This window comes from Paenibacillus sp. JJ-223 (assembly GCF_927798175.1).
Lineage (GTDB): Bacteria > Bacillota > Bacilli > Paenibacillales > Paenibacillaceae > Paenibacillus > Paenibacillus hubeiensis.
On record NZ_CAKMMP010000028.1, the window covers coordinates 1 to 17664 of the forward strand.

Here is a 17664-nt window from a genome sequence, read left to right on the forward strand (position 1 = left end):
CTCTAGCGCCGATGGTACTTGGACCGCAGGGTCCTGGGAGAGTAGGAAGCCGCCAAGCGAAGAACCACTGCCGATGTAATCGGCGGTGGTTTTTATTTTTTTATAGATATATTTAGTGAATTTATTCATCAAAAAAAGGCCTTATTATATAGTACATTTTGACAAACATACCATTCCAATTGGAACGGTAATTTGTCTCATCTTTTCATTTGTCCTCAGTGTACATACATATGTGTTCAACAGACAGTACACCCTATAGAAGAGGGCGGTTTTCCTTGACAGTCTAAATAGCGCTTTGCTATCATGGCAATAATAAATTTTTAAGTAACGTACTTTTTAGGAACATACAGCCTGGAATCAACAGATTTTGGACCGTAAAGCAGAGCACATATTAAGGAGGAACACCCGCGTGTGGGAAGACAAATTTGGTAAGGAAGGCTTGACCTTCGACGATGTTTTGCTGGTGCCACGGAAATCCGAGACACTGCCTAAAGAAGTAGACGTATCCGTTCGTTTGAGCGATAACGTGAAATTGAACATCCCTTTGATCAGTGCCGGGATGGATACCGTAACAGAAGCAACAATGGCAATTGCCATCGCTCGGGAAGGCGGCATTGGTATCATCCATAAAAACATGTCCGTCGAACAACAGGCTGAAGAAGTGGACCGTGTTAAACGTTCCGAGAGTGGCGTCATCACCAATCCGTTCTCTCTCACTGCCGATCACCTGGTATCCGATGCCGAAGCGGTTATGGCTAAATACCGGATTTCCGGTGTGCCGATCGTGGATGCCGATCAAAAGCTGGTCGGTATTTTGACAAATCGCGATTTGCGTTTCATTCACGATTACGGAATCAAAATCAATGATGTAATGACTCGTGAAAACCTGGTAACTGCTCCTGTCGGCACAACGCTGCAAGAAGCCGAGGGGATTCTGCAGAAGCATAAGATCGAGAAGCTTCCTTTGGTGGACGAGACGAACACCCTTAAAGGGCTCATCACCATTAAAGATATCGAAAAAGCAATTCAATTCCCGAACGCAGCCAAAGATGCTCAAGGACGCCTGCTCGTCGGCGCAGCGATCGGCATTTCCAAAGATACGTTCGAACGTGCCGAAGCATTGGTACAAGCCGGCGTGGACCTGATTACGGTTGATTCCGCTCATGGTCATCACATTAATATCCTAGATGCGGTTCGCCAATTGCGTGAACGTTTCCCGAACCTGACCATTGTTGCAGGCAACGTTGCAACGGGTGATGCAACACGCGACTTGATCGAGGCAGGTGCTTCGGTAGTCAAAGTGGGTATCGGCCCGGGTTCGATCTGTACAACCCGTGTTATCGCGGGAATCGGCGTTCCGCAAGTAACGGCCGTATACGATTGCGCAACGGTTGCACGCGAATACGGTGTACCGATCATCGCCGATGGCGGGATCAAATATTCCGGCGAGATTACAAAAGCTCTTGCTGCCGGGGCTCATGCAGTTATGCTGGGAAGCCTGTTTGCAGGTACGGAAGAAAGCCCGGGCGAGTCGGAGATTTATCAAGGACGCCGCTTTAAAGTATATCGCGGAATGGGTTCCCTCGCTGCCATGAAACAAGGCAGTAAGGACCGTTACTTCCAAGATGACGACAAAAAGCTCGTTCCTGAAGGGATCGAAGGCCGCGTTGCTTACAAAGGGCCGATCTCGGATACGATTCACCAGTTGATCGGAGGTCTGCGTTCCGGTATGGGATACTGCGGGACAAGCAACCTGGAGCAGCTGCGCAACGATACGGCGTTTATCCGCATTACCGGAGCAGGGCTTCGCGAAAGCCATCCGCATGATGTACAAATTACAAAAGAGGCACCTAACTACTCCTTGTAATCAGAAGGGTGTCATTTATTCCCAAGGCAGGCTCGGCGATTTTCGCCGGGCTTGTCTTTTTTTGCGGATACCCCTGTGATAGAATAGTAAGGGTGGTTACGGACCATTGGGCAAACGAGGGCGAAGCGACATTGTTGTTAAAATTGCCCGGACAAGCCTGTGGCGTTTTTATGAAGGGTTTCTCGTTTATTGAAGTCCTTGCTGCATGGGCCTTATTAAGAGCACCGATGCAGTTTCTGTTTTATCATTATGAAGCGCATATGTCCTTCTACATAAGCATGTAGATATGCTGATTAAGTGACGATCGATCTTGTACTTTCAGAGCGACGGCATCGCTCTTTCGATACAGCGCATATACAAAGAAAAAGATTCACACCAACATCTGCACGGTTCAGGGCAAAAAAATATCACAGTTCAAGCTGTTCCACAGCTTCGGATGTGAAGGGAGAATTTACTACATTGAAAGCTAAACGAACGAATAAAAATAAACGCCAATTGCTCAAAAAAAGCGTAGCGTCGATGATGCTGGTCAACATGCTCTGCATGTCCGCGGTCATGCCGGTCATGGCGGCAGCGAATAATTCGGGTCAGGTTCTTACTGCGGCAGCTACCAAAACACAAACGGTAAAAGCAGCACAGATTCCATCCGTGGATTCCCTCGGGCTGAAGGTTAAATCGGCGATTCTCATGGAGGCCTCCACAGGGGAAGTTCTTCTGAATGTGAATGCGAATGAAGCTATGCCACCTGCGAGCATGACCAAAATGATGACGGAATATATCGTGGCTGAACAGGTCAAGCAAGGAAAATTCAGCTGGGATGACGTCGTTGAGGTTAAGGATAACGCAGCAAAAAGTATCGGTTCCCGCATTTTTCTCGCCAAAGGGGACAAGCATACAGTTAAGGAGCTGTACATCGCGATGGCCGTAGGCTCGGCAAATGATGCTACTGTTGCGCTGGCGGAATATGTCGCTGGCTCTGAAGCCGAGTTCGTAAAAATGATGAACGAAGAAGCACAGCGTATGGGCATGAAAGATACGTATTTTATTAACTCTACAGGTCTTGATCGTGCTGACATGCCGGAGGATTACCGTCCTGCCGAAGACAAGGAAACGGTGATGTCGGCGTATGATGCGGCGATCCTATGCAGATACATCATTAAAGACCATCCGGACTATAAGGATTTTACGACGATTCAATCCTACAAATTCCGTCCAAACGACAAGGCGCCAATCATTAACTACAACTGGATGCTGGAAGCAAATAAAGATATCACCAACTTCAAAAGCTTTGCTTACGAAGGTTTGGACGGCATGAAGACAGGTCACACTACGAAAGCAGGCAACAATTTCACGGGAACTGCTGAGCGTAATGGATTGCGTTACATCAGCGTAGTAATGGGCACCACTTCTGAAGCAGCACGCTTTACGGAAACACGGAAGGTACTGGATTATGGATTTAACAATTTTGAGGTCAAGCAGGCAGTTGCTGCAAAAACGAAGGTAACCGGTCTGGAATCCGTTCCTCTTAAAAAGGGGAGTGAAACAACAGTTCCTGTCGTGACCGATAATGCGGTAAGCTTTGTCGTTCCGAAGGGTACGCAGAACCTGGATGTTACGTTCAAGACGAACGTATCGAACGATAACGAACTGGTGGCCCCAATCAAAGCAGGAACCAAGGTTGGAACGGTAACCTACACCTATAAAGCGGACGGCATGGAGCCTCAGGAGAAAACGGTAAACCTGATCACGGCAGAAGACGCGGAAAAAGGCGGATGGTTCCGGTTGTTCTTCCGTGCCATTAAAGATTTCTTCGTTGATCTGTTCGACGGAATCAAGAACCTCTTCTAACGAGCAGGGCCGATCCGAACCATCCATGAATATTACGCAAAGGTGGCAGCAGAGGATAAGCCTTCAGCCGTTTGCGTGTTATTCGATCGGATGGATTGTAACTTGGTTGGTTTTCCGGTAAAATATCAAGTTAGGATTCTACGTATAATCTGATGATTTTCCAGCTTAACCACAGTAATGAAATCTCCAAACTTGCCCCTTCCGAGCGCATGCAGGATCGTGGCATGTAAGGGAAGGAAAATGCGAAAATGAAGATTGGCGTTTTGGCACTTCAAGGTGCGGTAACCGAACATATACGCAGCATCGAACTTGCCGGGGCAGAGGGCGTACCTGTCAAGCAGGTTGAGCAATTGGCTGAATTGGACGGCCTGATCCTTCCTGGCGGAGAGAGTACGACGATAGGCAAGCTTATGCGCAAATACGGCTTTATGGAGGCCATTCGTTCTTTTGCAGCTGAAGGAAAGCCTGTTTTCGGCACATGCGCGGGATTGATTGTTATGGCAGAGCGTATAGCTGGACAGGAAGAGGCTCACTTGGGCCTTATGGACATGACGGTATCCCGGAATGCGTTTGGTCGTCAGAGGGAGAGCTTTGAAACGGATCTGCCTGTCAAAGGCATTGAAGGACCGGTAAGGGCCGTATTTATACGCGCGCCTTTGATCGAAAGCGTAGGGGAAGGGGTAAATGTGCTTTCCACCTATAACGACGAAATCGTCACAGCTCGTCAGGGGAACTTGCTGGCATGCTCCTATCATCCGGAGCTTACGGACGATTATCGTCTGCATGCTTATTTTGTAGACATGGCTCGTTCCGCTAAGAATGCTGTACCTAACCATGAATAAATAATGCACAACCTATGATCTCCCGATATCGATCACCCCTGTGATGGTTATGCCATTGCTCAGGAATTGTATGTGATCAGATGCCTGATGTTGCCCGTATCTGCTTGATGAGACAAAGCGGGGATCGCAGCGTGGGGTATCTTGTCACCGGGAGATAAAGGTTGTTTTTTTGGTTCCATGAAAAGCGAAGTTATAAGGGCTCCCTAATAATGCCGATAAAAGAGTAAGGGGCTTATTACGCGGAGGATTTAGGAGGGGTAGTAGTGCTTGATGTAAGAATTTTGCGAAATGAATTGAATCGAGTGGAAGAAGCGCTTAACAACCGCGGCAAGTCGTTGGACCTGATCTCGGGGTTCACCGAGCTGGATACCAAGCGCCGCGAGCTACTGCAGGAGAGCGAAGCGTTGAAAAACCAGCGAAACACCGTTTCCGCCGAGGTGGCCAAACGCAAAAAAAACCGTGAGAATGCGGATGAACTCATCGTTGAAATGCGTGAGGTTTCTGATCGGATCAAAGCAATGGATGAAGAGGTTCGCGAACTGGAAGCCCAAATCAATGACCTGACCATGGCTATTCCCAACATTCCAAACGAGAGCGTGCCGGTGGGCGCATCCGAAGAGGATAATGTGGAAATTCGCCGCTGGTCCGAACCGAAAAGCTTTTCTTTTACACCAAAAGCACATTGGGAAATTGCGCAGGAGCTGAACATCCTTGATTTTGAAGCGGCTGCGAAAGTTACAGGTTCCCGGTTTACTTTCTACAAAGGGCTTGGAGCACGTTTGGAGCGTGCACTGATCAATTTCATGATGGATCTGCACAGCGATCAGCATGGATACGAAGAAATCTTGCCTCCTTATATCGTCAACCGAGATAGCTTGTTTGGTACAGGCCAGTTGCCAAAGTTCGAAGAAGATTTGTTCAAACTGAAGGATACCGAATATTATCTGATTCCGACAGCGGAAGTTCCCGTCACGAACTATCATCGCGAAGAAATTTTGAACGTGGAAGATCTGCCGAAGCATTTCGTGGCGTACAGCTCTTGTTTCCGTTCCGAGGCTGGCTCCGCCGGTCGAGATACACGCGGTTTGATTCGCCAGCACCAGTTCAACAAGGTGGAGCTGCTCAAACTCGCGACGCCAGAAACCTCGTATGAGGAATTGGAGAAAATGACCCAAAATGCGGAGCGCGTGCTTCAATTGCTTGAGCTCCCTTACCGTGTTTTGACGTTGTGCACAGGGGATATGGGCTTTACGTCTGCCAAAACGTACGATCTAGAGGTATGGTTGCCGGAGAGCAATACGTACCGTGAAATTTCTTCTTGCTCCAATTGCGAGGATTTTCAGGCACGCCGTGCCAACATCCGCTTCCGCAGGGAGGCTAAAGCGAAGCCGGAATTCGTACATACCTTGAATGGTTCCGGTCTGGCGGTTGGCCGTACCCTTGCAGCAATCCTGGAAAACTACCAGCAAGAGGATGGTTCGGTTGTGATCCCTGAGGTTCTTCGCCCTTATATGGGAGGCATTAGCGTAATCACCCGCCGTTCGTAGGCAATAAAAACCAAGTGGGGATCCGGCGTAACATTTCGTAATAAAACGCCGGATTTTAATCCCACATTGAGCAAAGTAAAAGGGTTGCTTCCGCATATAATGATGTGGTATGATATGTTTCGTGGCAACTTTATAGTTCTTTATAACCTGGAGAGATACCGAAGCGGTCATAACGGGGCGGTCTTGAAAACCGTTAGAGTGCAAGCTCACGTGGGTTCGAATCCCACTCTCTCCGCCAACTTATAATAATGACAAGGATTTGGGCGTATATGCCTGAATCCTTTTTTGATTTTCTTGGCTTTATAACGCTAACGGCAGCCTTCCATTCGCGTTCGAAGCAGATGCATAAAAACATGCTCAACGCCGCAACTTATAGGGGTGGAGGTGGTCAATAATGAACCGCGAGTTGAACATGGATCAAAATGAGCTTGTGGACGCTTGGCAGGAAGTGCTGCCCCAGGTCTTGAATGTAGGCGATCAGGCACAGGTAATGGCCGATGAAGCCGATCAGCAAGCGATACGCATACACATCGAGACGGCAGGGCATCAGATGTATTCCTTCGACTTTAAATGTGCTTACGTGGACTCGCGTGAAGTCGAGGTCCAGCTCGTGGACGTTGAACGGGATGGCAGAACTACCGATGAGCGCACCGAATCCATACAAGAACTAGCTTACGACTATAAACGTCACATCCATGAATGTGCCCAGTCTTTGCAGTCGAAAACGAACCGATAACTTGTGATCCAAAGGAGTGAGGAACTTGAGCAAAGCCAAAGCAGGCGTGGACAAAAATTTGCAAAACGTTGCCGCCGATCTGGAGCAGACTGTCGTCAATAGCCATCATGCCCAACAGATACAGCAGGATACCAACGACCGTCGCCATCAGGATTCCTTGAATCATGATAAAACGGAAGACATGGACCCATCCCATTCCTAATCTCTTGTACTGGAGGTAACCATATGAGCAAACCAAAGGCTGTGCCCGTACCCGAAGCTCAAGATTCCGGACAAAATCATCGGGATTCACGCAAGGATTCGACCATGCAAGAGCCATTATCCGGGTCGAAAAAAGTAAAAAACCGGAACCATGTGGGTCACTTGAATCCTGAAGGCTAGGCAGAATCAAAATATAACGGATTTTATATATTTAGCAAGACATAAAACTCTGGTTACCTAACCAGAGTTTTTGCGTATTAATACATATACCTTGGGATGGTAACGGTGCGCGCCTAAACCTAACATAGGTCTTTCTAGCTATTTTTCCGTGTTGGGACACAAATTTCCCAAAATGTGTTTCCGTTTTTCAATTTATGGTTTATCATTGAACTTGAATTGCTTTTTTGGGGGCAGACACACGAGAGGAGAGAAACAAATCAATGACAAAACGTATGGGGGCGCTTCTTCTTACATTGCTGTTGACGGTATCTTTGGCATTAACCGCATGCAGCAGCAAACAAGAACCGAAAGAAGCGTTAAAAACAGCAGCAGCGAACGCATCCAAACTGACTTCGTATGAGATGAAATCCAACTTTACCATTAACGAACTGAGCTATAAACCACAGGACCAATCGACGCAGGATCCGACCGTAACTCAATTCATGAGCATGCTGAAGGATGCCCAGCTGAATATTACGGGTGTATACCAAGCTGAGCCAATGCAAACCGAAATGACTTTAGGCATCGAGCTTAAAGGCGACATGGGCATGACGTTCAACATCCCGATGGTCTTAACTGCGGAGAAAATGTATGTTAAGGTTCCAAGCATTCCGTTCTTGCCGATTCCGGAAACGTTGGTAAACAAATTTGTCGAGATTGACCTGAAGCAGCTTGCTGAACAGGAAGGTACCGAATGGAACCCAAGCGCGATGGATGCGGCCAAAACGCAAAAGCTGAGCAACGAATTGATGGATGCCGTACTTAGCGAGTATGACCAAAACAAGTTTTTCAAAAACCTCGACACCAAGGATGCAAAACTGCCTGAAGGCGTAGATGCAAAACAAGTGGTTCAATTCACGGTAAACAATGACAACGTGAAGGAAGCCGTTACCGTATTGGTAACCAAAGCTTTGCCTAAAGTGATCGACATTATTTCCAAAGACGAATATCGCGAAGTGCTGCAACTGACGCAAGAAGATATCGATCAAGCTAAATCGGATTTGAAACTGACCGAGGAAGATAAAGCGGAGATGGAAAAGGATCTGGATAAACTGAAAGATGTACTGACCATCAATGCGTTCAACATCGATTTTGCTCTGGATAAACAAGACTTCCCGGTATACCAAAAAATGAATGCAGACGTTCTGATCAAAGATCCGGATACGAAGGATGAAATCAAACTTGCATTTACCGCATCGAATACGTATACGAAAATCAATGAAAAACCAGCATTCCAAATTAACATCCCTTCTGGCGATGACGTCATCAAAATGGATGAGTTGGAAGAACTGATGAATAGTTCTTACGGCTATTAAGCCTATCTGAAATAAAAACAAACCGTCTTTTCGTAAAATGAAGGAGTGATCCTTCATTTGAACGGAGGCGGTTTTTTTCTATACAAATGGGAAAGGCGAGAGATAAACTAAATAAAAACAATATTACGCAACGAAACAGGAAGGAGAAGGCAAGCATGACCCTTGGAGATGAACAGCTTGCGCTGGAATTCGCCCGGCATCCTGTTCGTGTTTACGGTGTTTATCGCACGTTACTGGAAGCAGAAAAATACTATGATGGCCACAAAGAAAAGCGAACCGAGAAATGCGCATTGCTCTTGGTGCTTAATGGTCGGGCGGAATTTCGTTTTACGGATATTCAGGGCCAACTGTGCAGGCTTTCACTACAGCCCGGGAATTCCTTTATTGGTGGTTTGAATATGAATTTGGAAATTCAGGTTGGGGAAGAAGACTTCGAATATGTACTAATTCATTATATGCCAGTATCCTTAATGGAGGGAGGGGGTTATCCGGCCCATACGCATATGATCCAGGAAATCAATATGGATCAGAACGACTCTGAGGTGAGCCTGCAGGCAGAGCTGATGCTGGCCCTTCTTGAAGTAGCTGCGAAGCCGGGGCATATGGAACAGTTGGAGAAACAGACATTGTTCTATCGTTTGCTCGAATCGGTGCTGCGCGCATCAAGGAACACCCGGAATCGGGAGAGCGGCAGAATAATGAATGCGGCGCAGGAGTTTATTCATCGTCAATACATGGAGCCGTTGACACTGGAAGGCTTGGCGGCGAGGTTCGGGATGAGATCCAAATATTTTTCTCACAGATTTCAACAGTATTCGGGAATGGGTCCGATGCGCTACCTTTCTAAATATCGCTTGAATCGGGCACGGGAACTACTTGAAGTAGGCAACTATAGCGTAAAGGAGGTTGCGGCCAAGGTAGGTTATGCAGACCCGTATTACTTCAGCAGGGTTTTCAAATTGCATATGGGCTTGGCGCCTTCCGAGATAAAAAAGAAGGGTAGGGAAGGGAAAAATCCATCCTGAATCGGACGATATCCATTGTATAAACAAGCTTCATCCGTATAATTGATAATGATAATTGTTATCATATTCGAGTGCGATACACACTGGAGGAATAATACGGATGTACAGAAAAAAGTATAAAAATAGAGGATTATTAGCTGCTCTCATCGTTTTGGTCTTCATGCTGGCGGCTTGCTCGGGACAATCGGAATCGGGTCAAACGCAAACAGATACACGACAGAGCGCTAACGAGAAGGCCGAAAACTCGAAAACCTCGGTGGATCCGGAATCGACGGAAGAGGCAAACGTAACTTATCCACGTACGATTCAGGATGCTCGTGGAAGCGTAACGTTGGAACAGCAGCCGAAAAGGGTAGCTCTCGCTCATTGGGGATTGAGTGATGATCTGTTGGTTTTTGAGCTGGATTCGATCGCCATCACGCTTCCATTTACGAAGAACCAATCTTTGTTGGATAGCGATATTTATAAACCATATGTCGAAGGAAAGAAACAGATCGAAGTGGTAGGTGAAAATACGCAGGTTAACCTGGAAGCACTGCTCGCCTATGATCCCGATTTGATCATTGCCGGAAGCGAGACCAACAAGGATATTATCGAGCAGCTTGACCAGATCGCTCCGACCATTGTTATAGATGAGACCAAAAGCGATGTTTTCAAGGAGTGGCGTGCCACCATTAACGAGTTCGGTAACATTTTGGGACAAGAAGAGACAGCGCAGAAATACATCAGTGATTTTGACGGCAAGCTGGCCGAGGGCAAGAACAAGTTGGCATCGATGGATGGCACGGTTGCCTTTCTGCAAATTCGGGAGAAACAAGCTTACCTGCAAGGGAAAGACTATATTACCGAGTATTATGAAGGTCTGGGATTGACACCGCCATCGACCGAGGCTGGAGAGTTAACGCTGGAGGGGCTGGCTGAGCTCGATCCGGATTATCTCTTCCTGGGATACTTCAATATGGAAGACCCGTCATTGCCGGCAGTTTCCGATGAGTGGGAAAAAAGTGCTGTCTGGAAGGGGCTCAAAGCCGTCCGAAATGGACATGTGTATAAAATAAACGGACAGATTGCATTCGGATTTGGTCCTATTAGCAAAAATTACGGAGTAGAAGCGATCGTCCATGCGGCCCAGGCCGAATAACGTCATAAAAAAACTGCACTGCCAACAATTCTGTGTTGAGGGTGCAGTTTTTTATGTCCTCACAAGATCATTCGTGTTCTTCGGGCAGATCCTCAGCAACAATAGCATAAATCCGGTGATCCTGATATTCGCCGTTGATTTTGAGATATTTACGGGCGATGCCCTCGGCCTGAAAGCCGTTCTTCTCCAGTACGCGCTGCGACCCCATATTGGAAGGCAAAATGGCGGCTTGAACACGATTCAGCTTTAATGCCCGGAAGGCATACGCTACAGCCAGCTTGACAGCCGCAGTCATGCGTCCGCCGCCTTGATAGTCGGGGTGAATAAAGTAACCCAAATCCGCATAGTTGGCAACGCCATGAACGACGTTGTTAAGACTCACCTGACCGATGAGGGCGTCGTCGCCTAACGAAAAAATCCCGAATTGATACCCCGTTCCTTGTTCGGCCGCATTCATTCGATCTGCAAGACGCCTGGTCTGGGCATCCAATGTGTAAAACTCGTCGTCTCGGATCGGTTCGACAGCTTGGTAGGGGACACGAGTAACCCGGATCATGTTCAAATAGGGCTCAGCATCCAAAGTGGTAAGCAAACGCATGCGGATCCCGTTAGGGGTATCATAAAGGGTCAAAGGCATATACAGCACGTCCTTTCATAAATAAACCAGTGTTATTTTTTTCGTAATCGCCTGAAAAACTCAGTTAAAAGCGAGGCACATTCCGGCTGCAAAATGTCCGCGATGACTTCGGTTTGATGGTTAAAACGAGGCTCCTGCAACAAATTCATCAACGTTCCAGCGCAACCGGCCTTGGGATCGGCAGTACCGAAAATTACGCGCGGCACCCGTGATTGCACAATAGCTCCCGCACACATTGGACAAGGCTCCAGCGTAACGTACAGGCTGCAGTCCAATAGGCGCCAAGCACCAATCGTTTCGCTGGCTTGCCGAATGGCTACCATCTCTGCATGAGCGGTTGAATCGAGAGTGGTTTCCCGCAGGTTGTAACCGCGCCCAACAATACGATCGTTTTGAACGATGACGGCACCGATCGGAACTTCCCCCAGCGATTCGGCTTGGCGTGCTTCGGCAATGGCTTCCCGCATCCAGAATTGATGCCGCTCCTCCTCGGAATAGGATGAGAAGTCAGTAGGGATGGAATGATCAAACATGCTTTAGTCAAACTCCTTCCAGAAGAGAACAATGTAAGAGAACAAACATTCGTTTGTTAACATGTTGTGTATAAGTCTGTGGATAACATAGTAGTTGCTCACATAGTTATAAACAGGATATCCACAAGCCTGTGGATTTGTGTATAAAATCATGATTGATTTTATTGTAGATGCGAAAATGACAAAAAACAATGAATTTCGACCTGATGACCCAAACGGTAACTTTTGGACTGTGGTCAATTCTCCTTTTCAAATACCCATTCAACCGTTATGATGGATATAGTATTTGCCATATATCGCCAAAGGTACAAGCCAAGAGGTGAACAAAAAATTTGTCTATCAAAACGAAGTTATCCATAATCATGTCGTGCTCGGTGTTTGTCATACTCGTTTTGAACATCGCGCTAAATTATTATACTACGGAAGAAAACCTGCGACAGGACAGTGAAATGAAAATGGTGCTCACGGCCAAGCAGATTGCAATCGCTGTCGAACAGAACCAGTACAGTTCGAATTATGTCACACGGCAAATCGGCAACAATTTGTGGCTTGCATCCATCATAGCTGCCGAAGAGCTGGACCCGGATATTAATAATATCACAAATGAAGAACTGGTTCGCCTGAGCCAAAAGGTCGGCGTTTCCCATATTTCGCTGTTGGAGCAAACCCCGGACGATATTGTCGTCACCCGTTCCTCTGATCCAAGGGAGATTGGATTGTCCACCAAATCAATGAGTTATTGGTATGAAGCATTCAAGCAGTTGTTCGATAAACATCAAGTTACGATTCCGCAAGGTCAAACGAAGGACCATTTCTGGTCAGACGGTTTCGAGTACTCCACTTCAAGCCCGTCGGATGTAGATATATGGGGCTATTATCATGATGGCAAGAGAAACTACATAATCAATCCCTTCTATAATAACGCCGAAGTTGATGACTATGTGAAGATCTCTAGCCCGAATGAGATACTGAACAAAATCAGAGAGGTCAATCCTTCCATTCTTGAAATTACCGGAATCAACCCTCTGACCTTCGGGAGTCCAACCATGAACGTGGACGGGAGAGACGAGAAGTTCAACAAGCTCAATAATAAACCCATCCGTTTCGGCACGTACCAGTACGGCACTGCTGAAGAAGATCATCGAGCCGTAGTCAAAGCCGTACGCACAGGCCAGAACGTCACCTTCGTGAGCCAAGCGCGTGGTCAAAAAGTGCTCAAAAGCTTTATTCCGATCTTTGCGCCGAATCAGTCCTCATACGTTATCAGCATCGTCACGGACTATAGGCAGATCTCTTCCATGATTTCCGAACAGTTGGTCAGCCATGCCTCAATCTCCCTGGTTCTGCTGGAGATTGTGATCTTTGGCAGTTATTTGCTGGCAGGGTATATTACGCGTCCGATTCAATCCATTCTGGACAAGGTGAACGATGTTGCCGACGGGCATTTCGACTTCCGCCTCAAAATTCGAAGGAGAGACGAACTGGGACAGTTGGCCAACCGGATCAATGCCATGATTCGCAATCTCGGACATTACACGAATCGCCTCAAGCAGATGTATGAGGAAAACAGGGCCGTAAAGGAACACCTCGAATCCGTCATCAATCAGACTGCGGATGCCATACACATTACCGATCTGGAAGGTAATGTGCTTAGGGTCAATCGGGCCTTCGAACAGTTATACGGATGGAAGAGCCGGGAGGTAGAGGGACGTAAGCTCAGAATCATTCCTCCGGATGCGGAGGAAGAGATGATGGAGCAGCATGCCCAACTCGTTGAGGGATTATCCATTACGTCCAATGAGACGGTGTGGATGAAGAAGGATGGAAGCCGGGTTGAAGTTAGCGTCAGTACAGCTCCGGTGAGAGACGAGGAAGGGGAAATTACGGCGCTCATCAGTGTATCGCGAGATATTACCAACCGAAATCGCATGGAAGAGCTCCTAAGACGCTCGGAGAAGCTGACGACCGTTGGCCAGCTCGCCGCAGGTGTGGCGCATGAAATTCGCAACCCGTTAACAACGCTGCGCGGATTTTTGCAGCTCCAACAACAGACGAACAAGTTGAACCATCGCCATTTGGACCTGATGTTATCCGAATTGGACCGAATCAACTTGATTGTGGGCGAGTTCCTGATTCTCGCCAAACCCCAGGCTGTGCATTTTCAGGACCGCGATATTCGCTTCATTCTGGGAGACGTGATCTCGTTGCTCGACAGCCAGGCGCATTTGCACGGCGTTGAATTTATATTGAATGCCTCGCCCGAATCGGCTATGGTACACTGTGAAGAGAACCAACTGAAGCAGGTGTTTATTAACGTGCTCAAAAATGGCATGGAGGCCATGCCTGAAGGTGGGGCGATTCGGATCAAGCTGAAGTATATGGAGGAACAGCAGCGGGTGCGAATCGAAATCAAGGATGAGGGCATCGGTATTCCTGAAGAGATTATGCCCAAGCTGGGTGAGCCGTTCTTTACGAACAAGGAGACCGGCACGGGGCTTGGTCTAATGGTCAGCCAGCGCATCATTCAATCCCATAAGGGCATGATGGATATTAAAAGCGTCATGAACAAAGGGACTACCGTAATCATTGAGCTTCCTTCTTCCGGGCTGCAACAGCAAGAGGAGAAACATCAGGAAGAAGATGAGGAAGAGCAGCCTCCTTTGGCAGACAAAGAGAATTAGATGGGGTGAGATGAGCTTTTGCGTATTAACAAGTTTATTAGTGAAACCGGCTATTGCTCCAGACGTGAAGCCGATAAATTGGTGGAAAGCGGAAAAGTGACCATCAATGGAGTGAAGGCGGAGCTTGGAAGTCAGGCAGAAGAGGGCGATGATGTCCGGATTAATGGCAAGCCCATTCGGGAGAAACGGAAGCATGTGTACATTGCCCTGAACAAACCGGTAGGCATTACGAGTACGACCGAGCGGCATATACGCGGCAACATTGTTGATTTCGTGGGTCATAAAGAGCGCATTTTTCCGATCGGCCGCTTGGACAAGGATTCGGAGGGTCTGATTCTAATGACCAACGATGGGGATATCGTTAACCGGATCCTGAGATCGGAGGGCCGCCATGAAAAGGAGTATATCGTGACGGTCGATCGTCCAGTGACGACGAGTTTTTTGAAAGGTATGAGCACGGGCGTGCGCATTTTGGGAGAAATGACGTTGCCCTGCAAAGTAAACCGAATATCGGAGCGAGTATTCCGCATTATTTTAACCGAAGGGAAGAATCGTCAAATACGCCGGATGTGCAGTGCCTTTGGTTATGAGGTTAAACGACTTAAACGCGTCCGCATCATGAACATTCATTTGGGCGAACAAGCTACAGGGGTATGGAGAGAGCTGAGTGCCGATGAGAAAGAGGAACTGGGCCGCATGCTCGACTATCACCTGGAGTGACGTAGCCGGAAATCCGTACGAGCCCTGTTGTCTAAAGATGACAGGGTTTTTTATAAACGGCGAATGTATGCGTTCCCATGGATGCGGGGCAATAAAAAAACCGTCCTCCGCTAGGGAGGACGGTCCAAAAATCAATGGGTCAGCGACCTTAGTTGTTAATTCTGATTCACAGACTGCGTGGCGGTGTTTCCGCTCTGGTATTTACGAATAATCGAGACCTCTACACGCCGGTTTTGGGCTCTTCCAGCCGAAGTATCGTTACTGGCAACCGGATGATATTCTCCATACCCGCTAGGCGTGAATTTGCTGGGATCGAGAGACGCATTCAACAACAATATTTTGAGGAAATTCAGGGCACGATCCGCACTTAAGTCCCAGTTATCCTTATATTGGCTGTTGGAAATGGGAACATTATCAGTATGACCGGATACAACCACCTCGTACTCAGGGAATTCAACCAGCATGCTGGCAATGGCTTTGGCCAATGCGCGCGATTCCGGTTTGACAGTGGCTTGTCCCGAGGCGAACAGCGCGTTGTCGCTGATCGTGATTTTGAGCTCGGATTGGTTCAGCTTGGTGTTTAACTGGTCCGAAAGACCGTTTTGTTTAATATACTGATCCAACCGTTTTTTGAGCTTCTCCAGATCTTCCTGCTCTTTCTGGGCCATCTGCGCATCGGTGATCTGATTGGTTTTATTTTTAGTCACTTCCTGAGGTTCCTGTTTCATTTTGCCCAGATCCGTGCTGGAGTCTGTCGGGTTCATGGACGTGTGGTCCAAAACCCCTGATCCTCCATTCAATGCGCTGCTTAGCGCACTGGCCATCTGCTCGAATTTGGCTGCATCGAGCGAGCTCATGGAGAACAGCGTAATAAACAGGGCCAGGAGCAAGGTCATCAAGTCAGAATACGGAAGCAGCCAGCTCTCGTCGATATGCTCTTCGTGCGCCTCGTGTTTCTTAGCCTTTTTCACCTGAAGCTCCCTCCTTCTCCTCCAGCTGTTTACGTTCGGAAGGCGTCAGGAATACAGACAATTTTTGATTAATGGCGATGGTGGACACACCGGATTGAATGGATAACAATCCTTCAACCATCATAAGCTTGATTTCGATCTCCTGCTTGGATAACCGCTTCAGCTTATTGGACATCGGGTGCCATAACACGTAACCGGTAAAAATACCGAGCAATGTGGCAATAAATGCAGCCGCGATCGCATGGGACAATTTTTCCATGTCACTGAGATCGGCAAGCGCCGCGATCAAACCGACGACCGCCCCGAGTACCCCGAGCGTAGGAGCGTACATACCCGCCTGGGAGAAAATCAATGCACCGGCGCGGTGACGCTCTTCCGTTGCGTGAATATCCTCCATCAGGACATCGCTGACGAATTCCTGATCGTTGCCGTCAATAATCATGCGCATGCCGCCGCGCAGAAACTGGTCGTCGATCTCTTCGACTTTCGATTCAAGCGCCAGCAGACCTTCCCGACGGGTGGTGGAAGCCCAGTCCATAAACGTGCCAATCAGGGAAACGCGGTCGATCAGCTGTTGCTTTTTGAACAAAATTCCGAATAACTTGGGAATCTTTTTGACATCCGACATGGGAAATGCCATAAAAATACTTGCTGCCGTACCTACAAAAATGATCATGTAAGCTGCCGGGTTGTTTACCAGGTTGATGATGGGAGCACCCTTTAGTATCATGCCGACTACAAGGGAAACAAGTCCCAAAACGAGTCCGATAATCGTTGAAATTTCCATTATACACCTCATCCATGAGATAAAATTGAATCCTTTCGAGCGGCTTCATTCGGGCTTCCGGACGAACGTAACGCCGCATTCCGCCTAACCGGGAGGTCTCGGGAACTACCCAATAGTTAAAACGGTCATGTATAGTATTTATCGACCAAGGGGCCTTTTTTTTTAAGGTTTATTTTCAGGTATAATAGGATTAAATCCGCTCCGCAGGGGCCGAACAGGAGTGAAAAGCCAATGGGCGTAAAGCATGGACGGGATTATGAAGGAATATTGACAGATTTGACAGGGGCGATCGGCCGGATACCGGACCGGTATGTTTTCTTCGAAATGGACGAAGAGGACTGGACCCGTTTGGATGCTCCAGAGCAACTGGAGGTCGATGAAGCTTTGGCGGAGGATCTGTTCTATGCGCTCGGCACACAGCCCGTCATACCGGTGGGGAGCGGCGTCGTCATGCACGACAAGGACCTGCACCGGATTAACGTGTTGATCGGAGAAGAGGAACTGACCTTTGTTCCGTTGATCTGACCATGGGATATTTATCTTTGTTGTGGTGAACACAAAAGGTGATGCTTTCAAATCCGAGCCGGCATCGC

At 47.8% G+C, this 17664-nt stretch carries 17 protein-coding genes and 1 tRNA gene; 14 read left to right on the plus strand and 4 right to left on the minus strand.

Translation table 11 applies throughout. The features are described 5' to 3' along the window. The first annotated feature begins 409 nt into the window (after window positions 1–409). The 11 genes from guaB (at window position 410) to L6H98_RS30625 (ending at window position 10742) form a co-directional block, all read left to right on the plus strand. Window positions 410–1867: an IMP dehydrogenase gene (guaB, locus tag L6H98_RS30575; RefSeq protein ID WP_236421473.1), complete on the plus strand. Its 1458-nt coding sequence runs from the start codon at window positions 410–412 to the stop codon at window positions 1865–1867. Window positions 1868–2386: 519 nt separating this feature from the next. Next, window positions 2387–3715, plus strand: coding sequence for a D-alanyl-D-alanine carboxypeptidase family protein (locus tag L6H98_RS30580; RefSeq protein ID WP_236421514.1), 1329 nt, complete (start codon window positions 2387–2389; stop codon window positions 3713–3715). Window positions 3716–3963: 248 nt separating this feature from the next. Then, window positions 3964–4557 (plus strand): pyridoxal 5'-phosphate synthase glutaminase subunit PdxT, encoded by a 594-nt coding sequence (gene pdxT, locus L6H98_RS30585; protein ID WP_236421474.1) that lies wholly within the window; start codon window positions 3964–3966, stop codon window positions 4555–4557. Between the two features lie 263 nt (window positions 4558–4820). Next, entirely contained in the window at window positions 4821–6104 is a 1284-nt protein-coding gene (gene serS / locus L6H98_RS30590) for a serine--tRNA ligase (RefSeq protein ID WP_236421475.1), read from the plus strand. Window positions 6105–6253: 149 nt separating this feature from the next. Then, window positions 6254–6342: transfer RNA gene (locus L6H98_RS30595), tRNA-Ser, on the plus strand. Between the two features lie 156 nt (window positions 6343–6498). Beyond that, window positions 6499–6840 (plus strand): hypothetical protein, encoded by a 342-nt coding sequence (locus L6H98_RS30600; protein ID WP_236421476.1) that lies wholly within the window; start codon window positions 6499–6501, stop codon window positions 6838–6840. A gap of 25 nt (window positions 6841–6865) precedes the next feature. Beyond that, window positions 6866–7042, plus strand: a complete 177-nt coding sequence (locus L6H98_RS30605; protein ID WP_236421477.1) for a hypothetical protein — start codon at window positions 6866–6868, stop codon at window positions 7040–7042. Between the two features lie 23 nt (window positions 7043–7065). Next, entirely contained in the window at window positions 7066–7221 is a 156-nt protein-coding gene (locus tag L6H98_RS30610; RefSeq protein ID WP_236421478.1) for a small acid-soluble spore protein P, read from the plus strand. Window positions 7222–7481: 260 nt separating this feature from the next. Beyond that, on the plus strand, window positions 7482–8576 hold the full coding sequence (locus L6H98_RS30615; RefSeq protein WP_236421479.1) for a hypothetical protein: 1095 nt from the start codon (window positions 7482–7484) through the stop codon (window positions 8574–8576). A gap of 155 nt (window positions 8577–8731) precedes the next feature. Next, entirely contained in the window at window positions 8732–9601 is an 870-nt protein-coding gene (locus tag L6H98_RS30620; protein ID WP_236421480.1) for an AraC family transcriptional regulator, read from the plus strand. A 100-nt stretch (window positions 9602–9701) separates the two neighbouring features. Continuing rightward, window positions 9702–10742 carry an ABC transporter substrate-binding protein gene (locus L6H98_RS30625; protein ID WP_236421481.1) on the plus strand — a complete coding sequence of 347 codons (1041 nt, stop codon included), beginning with the start codon at window positions 9702–9704 and terminating at the stop codon, window positions 10740–10742. Window positions 10743–10809: 67 nt separating this feature from the next. On the opposite strand, the gene L6H98_RS30630 is transcribed toward L6H98_RS30625, so the two are convergent. After that, complete coding sequence (locus L6H98_RS30630) at window positions 10810–11379, minus strand: GNAT family protein (RefSeq protein WP_236421482.1); 570 nt, start codon at window positions 11377–11379, stop codon at window positions 10810–10812. Window positions 11380–11411: 32 nt separating this feature from the next. Beyond that, window positions 11412–11912 carry a tRNA adenosine(34) deaminase TadA gene (tadA, locus tag L6H98_RS30635; protein ID WP_236421483.1) on the minus strand — a complete coding sequence of 167 codons (501 nt, stop codon included), beginning with the start codon at window positions 11910–11912 and terminating at the stop codon, window positions 11412–11414. Window positions 11913–12244: 332 nt separating this feature from the next. Between tadA and L6H98_RS30640 the strand changes: the two genes are divergently transcribed. Both L6H98_RS30640 and rluF read left to right on the plus strand, forming a co-directional pair. Further along, entirely contained in the window at window positions 12245–14593 is a 2349-nt protein-coding gene (locus L6H98_RS30640; protein WP_236421484.1) for a PAS domain S-box protein, read from the plus strand. Between the two features lie 18 nt (window positions 14594–14611). After that, window positions 14612–15313: a 23S rRNA pseudouridine(2604) synthase RluF gene (gene rluF / locus L6H98_RS30645; protein ID WP_236421485.1), complete on the plus strand. Its 702-nt coding sequence runs from the start codon at window positions 14612–14614 to the stop codon at window positions 15311–15313. Between the two features lie 155 nt (window positions 15314–15468). On the opposite strand, the gene motB is transcribed toward rluF, so the two are convergent. Then, complete coding sequence (motB, locus tag L6H98_RS30650) at window positions 15469–16284, minus strand: flagellar motor protein MotB (RefSeq protein WP_236421486.1); 816 nt, start codon at window positions 16282–16284, stop codon at window positions 15469–15471. Continuing rightward, complete coding sequence (gene motA / locus L6H98_RS30655) at window positions 16271–17071, minus strand: flagellar motor stator protein MotA (protein ID WP_236421487.1); 801 nt, start codon at window positions 17069–17071, stop codon at window positions 16271–16273. The genes motB and motA overlap by 14 nt, the downstream gene beginning before the upstream one ends. A 231-nt stretch (window positions 17072–17302) precedes the next feature. Between motA and L6H98_RS30660 the strand changes: the two genes are divergently transcribed. Next, complete coding sequence (locus L6H98_RS30660; protein ID WP_236421488.1) at window positions 17303–17596, plus strand: hypothetical protein; 294 nt, start codon at window positions 17303–17305, stop codon at window positions 17594–17596. Window positions 17597–17664 lie beyond the last annotated feature (68 nt).